The organism is Bellilinea sp. (genome assembly GCF_034432615.1).
In the GTDB taxonomy this organism is placed as follows: domain Bacteria; phylum Chloroflexota; class Anaerolineae; order Anaerolineales; family Anaerolineaceae; genus Bellilinea.
In genome coordinates this window covers 1-4149 of the sequence record NZ_DAOUBL010000343.1, presented here as the reverse complement: position 1 = coordinate 4149, position 4149 = coordinate 1, and the positions used below count along the sequence as shown (strand labels likewise).

At 56.5% G+C, this 4149-nt stretch carries 3 protein-coding genes and 1 pseudogene; all 4 read left to right on the top strand.

Translation table 11 applies throughout. The features are described from left to right. Positions 1-342, top strand: a pseudogene (locus VAE48_RS15620) (3-oxoadipyl-CoA thiolase); the annotation flags it as partial. Continuing rightward, entirely contained in the window at positions 335-1339 is a 1005-nt protein-coding gene (locus tag VAE48_RS15615; RefSeq protein WP_322794265.1) for an NAD-dependent epimerase/dehydratase family protein, read from the top strand. The pseudogene VAE48_RS15620 and the gene VAE48_RS15615, both read left to right, overlap by 8 nt. After that, positions 1336-3072, top strand: coding sequence for an ABC transporter permease (locus VAE48_RS15610; RefSeq protein WP_322794264.1), 1737 nt, complete (start codon positions 1336-1338; stop codon positions 3070-3072). Before VAE48_RS15615 ends, VAE48_RS15610 begins: the two co-directional genes overlap by 4 nt. A gap of 4 nt (positions 3073-3076) precedes the next feature. Next, a partial coding sequence (locus tag VAE48_RS15605) for an ATP-binding cassette domain-containing protein (protein WP_322794263.1) occupies positions 3077-4149 on the top strand: 1073 nt, incomplete at its 3' end.

The window sequence follows — 4149 nt, the reverse complement described above, 5'->3', positions numbered from 1 at the left end:
ATCATGGGCATCGGCCCGGTGCCGGCTGCCCGTAAAGCCCTGGTAAAAGCCGGGTTGAGCATGGAACAGATCGGGCTGGTGGAGCTGAATGAAGCCTTTGCGGTGCAGGCACTGGCGGTCATCCGTGAATTGAAACTTTCGGAGGACATCGTCAACGTCAACGGCGGTGCCATTGCCCTGGGTCATCCCCTGGGCTGCTCGGGAGCAAGAATTTTGACCACCCTGTTGTATGAAATGCGCCGGCGTGCGCCAACTCAGCCCCGCCCGTTTTATGGACTGGCCATGTTGTGTGTGGGGGTTGGGCAGGGTGAAGCCACGATTGTGGAGTGGCTGGATGACTAAAGCTTTGGTTACCGGCGCGAGCGGGTTCATCGGTTCAGCATTGTGCCGCGCCCTTCTGGAAGCCGGTTTTGAGGTGCGCGCTTTCCATCGTCCCACTTCCAATTTAATGCTCATCAAAGACCTCCCGCTCGAGCATGTGCTGGGCGATCTGAGCCGCCCGGAAAGCATTTTTCAGGCCATGCAGGGGGTGCAGGTCGTTTTTCATGCAGCGGCATGGATGGGCGGCGGCAGGGGGGACAGCGGCAGGCATTATACCGTTACGGTGGAAGGAACGCGTAATGTGCTTCAGGCTGCGCTGCAATGCGGGGTGGAACGGGTGGTTCACACCAGCTCGGCGGCGGCGCTGGGGGTTCCGCCGCAAATTCCGGGCAGCCAAAGCGCTTATTTGATGGATGAAACCCATACCTGGAATTACCCTGCCGGGCGCTGGCCCTATGCTTACGCCAAGTATCTGGCAGAGCTGGAAGTGCAGGCGGCCGTGGCGCGCGGGTTGGATGTGGTCATCCTCAACCCGACGCTGGTCATTGGGGCAGGGGATTTGTACCGCCAATCGCGTTCTGTGGTGGTGCAGGCGGCGCAGCGACGCCTGCCGGTGGTGGTTGAGGGGGGATTGAATGTGGTTTCTCTGATGGATACGATTGCCGGACATCTGGCAGCGTTACAGCGCGGCCGGCGCGGGGAACGCTATCTCCTTGCCGGGCAAAACCTGACTGTTGTAAATCTGGTTGAGCGCATTGCTGCATCAGCCGGTGTTGCGCCACCCCGCACCGTGTTACCTGCCAGCCTGGTGCGCCGGGTAGCGCCGATTTATGCCCTGTTGGAAAACTGGTTACCTTTACCGGTTTCGGCATCCGAATTGTACCTGACTGGCCGTTATTTTTATTACGATGCTCAAAAAGCAAAAAGTGAGTTAGAATGGGCGTGTTGTGTGGAAGTTGACCATGCCATCCGTGAAGCGCTGGAATGGTCAAGAGAAAAAGGTCTGCTAGCACAATGAAAAAGCCCCAACTGACTTTCCGCCAAAATTTCGATCCTCAACGCTCCGGCCTGCGAAGCCTGCAATGGGTAGACTGGCTGGTGCTGATTGGGATCATTGTGTTGATTTATGCCGGAGTACGACTGGCGGCCAATGCTCCCGCAGTGGTCACGGGAAGAGAAATTTCGCTGGAGCCAACCCGCCTGCCGTGGTATGCCCTCTTTTCCATTCTGAGAATGCTGGGGGCGTATCTCCTCTCGGTGGTGTTCACCCTGATCTACGGACGGGTGGCGGCATATAATCGCCGCGCCGAAAAAGTGATGATGCCGCTGCTGGATGTGCTGCAAAGCGTGCCGATACTGTCCTTTTTGCCGGTGGTTTTGCTGGGTCTGAGCGCCATCCTGCCGCAGAACATTGCCGCTGAGCTTGCTTCGGTAGTGCTGATTTTTACCAGTCAGGTGTGGAATCTGACCTTTGCGTGGTATCAGTCCCTCACCACCATTCCCAAAGAATTGCGCGAAGCCAGCGCCATTTTTCGCTTGAACAGCTGGCTGCGCTTTAAAAATCTGGAACTGCCTTTTGGGATGATCAGCCTGATCTGGAACAGCATGATGTCGTGGGCGGGCGGCTGGTTCTTCCTGATGGCTGCCGAGATTTTTACCGTCGGTCAGCGCGATTTCCGCCTGCCGGGGTTGGGCGCTTATTTACATGAAGCCTCGCTGCAGGGTGATTTACAGGCAGTCGGTTATGGGTTGGCTGCCTTAATTCTGGTGATTGTGGCTTTGGATCAACTGGTCTGGCGGCCTCTCATCGCCTGGTCAGACCGCTTCAAGGTCGAGATGGTCGAAAGCGACAATCCGCCCACTTCGTGGTTTTATTCGCTGATGTCCAGTTCCAGGTTGGCGCGTTTTCTGGGTGAGCGCTTGTTTTCACCGCTCAATGAACGGGTTGACCGCTGGTTGATGCGCCGCTTTCCGGTGGAACAAGAGGAACGCCCGCCATCCCGCTGGCAGATGTGGGCCGGCCGATTGTTGGCAATTGCGGTGCTGGTCCTGCTGGGATACGGAGCGATTCGGGCGGTGCTGATGCTAACCCAAGTGGATGGAAGCGAGTGGGGACAAATTGGTCTGGGGGTGGTGGCTACGGCGGTGCGGGTTGGGCTGGCTTTGTTGATTGCCCTGCTTTGGACCATACCCGTGGGTGTGCTGATCGGCACCAATCAACGCTTTGCCAGTGTTGTCCAGCCGATTGTTCAGGTGGCGGCCTCAGTTCCGGCAACCGCGCTTTTCCCGGTATTGTTGTTGTTCATTTTGCAGCTGCCGGGCGGGTTGAATCTGGCAGCCGTGTTGTTGATGTTGATGGGAACCCAGTGGTATTTGCTCTTCAATGTCATTGCCGGGGCGAATGCCATCCCGCAGGATTTGAAATACACTACCGCTCTGCTGGGGTTGAAAGGCTGGCAGCGCTGGCGTACCTTAATCCTGCCGGCATTATTCCCGTATCTGATTACCGGCGCTATCACTGCCAGCGGCGGCGCCTGGAACGCCAGCATTGTGGCGGAATATGTAACCTTCAGTGGCAAGGTTCAGCAGACAACCGGCATTGGGGCGGTCATCTCCCATGCTACCGATCAGGGTAACTATCCCCTCTTGCTGGCGGGTACGCTGGTGATGGTGGTGGTGGTTGTGTTGATTAACCGGCTGGTATGGCGCCCGCTTTATCGCCAGGCGGAAGAAATTTACCGGATGGAGTGAATAGATGAGCAACGATACGGTTTTACTTGAACTCCAAAATGTTTCTCAGCTATATGGTAGCGGCGAAAAACGCTTTGTGGCGGTGGATAAAGTTAACCTGACGGTGCGGGAAGGCGAGTTTGTTGCCCTGTTGGGACCTTCGGGCTGCGGAAAAAGCACTTTACTGCGCATCATCACCGGTTTGCAAAAAGCTTCGGAAGGCAGTGTGTTTTACCGCGGTCAAAAATTAATGGGGGTCAATCCCTATGCTTCCATTGTTTTCCAGACCTTTGCACTTTTTCCATGGCTGACGGTGCAGGAGAATGTGGAACTGGCTCTCAAAGCGCGCGGGGTGGAGGTGGAAAACCGCCGCCGACTGGCGCTTGATTTGATTGACCGTGTCGGTCTGGATGGTTTCGAGAATGCCTATCCGCGGGAACTTTCCGGTGGGATGCGCCAAAAGGTGGGCTTTGCGCGTGCCATGGCGGTTGAACCGGAGCTGCTTTGCCTGGATGAGCCGTTTTCAGCGCTGGATATACTGAGCGCCGAATCCCTGCGGGGCGAGCTGCTCGAATTGTGGTTGAGCGGCAATATCCCGACCCGTGCCATCCTGATGGTCAGCCACAACATCGAAGAGGCGGTCTTTATGGCCGACCGCCTGGTGTTGATGGACAAAAATCCCGGGCGGGTGGTTGCCGATTTTGAAGTCAATCTGCCGCACCCGCGCCAGCGCAAATCTCCGGAATTTCAGGCAGTGGTGGACCGTACCTACGGCATTCTTGCCGGTCAGACCATGACCGAAGCCGAAGAATTGGGCTCAGCGCCGGGTGAACCGGGTACAACGCGCGCCCTGCCGGAAATCAGCATCAGCGATCTTACCGGTATGCTGGAACACATTGCGGAAAATCACAAAGACGGTGCCGATATTTACCGGCTGGCAGAGGAACTTTCGATTGACTCGGATCATCTGCTGCGGTTGACGGAGGCGGCTGAATTACTGCGCTTTGCGACTATTCAAAAAGGCGATATTACCCTGACCGTGCTGGGTGAAACCTTTGCAGAGGCCAGCATTCTGGCGCGTAAGGAAATTTTTGCCAC

What these genes read in the sequence shown, in the direction of transcription:
- VAE48_RS15615 (WP_322794265.1), top strand. Translation starts at nt 335, where the DNA reads ATGACTAAAGCTTTGGTTACCGGCGCGAGCGGGTTCATCGGTTCAGCA.
- VAE48_RS15610 (WP_322794264.1), top strand. Translation starts at nt 1,336, where the DNA reads ATGAAAAAGCCCCAACTGACTTTCCGCCAAAATTTCGATCCTCAACGC.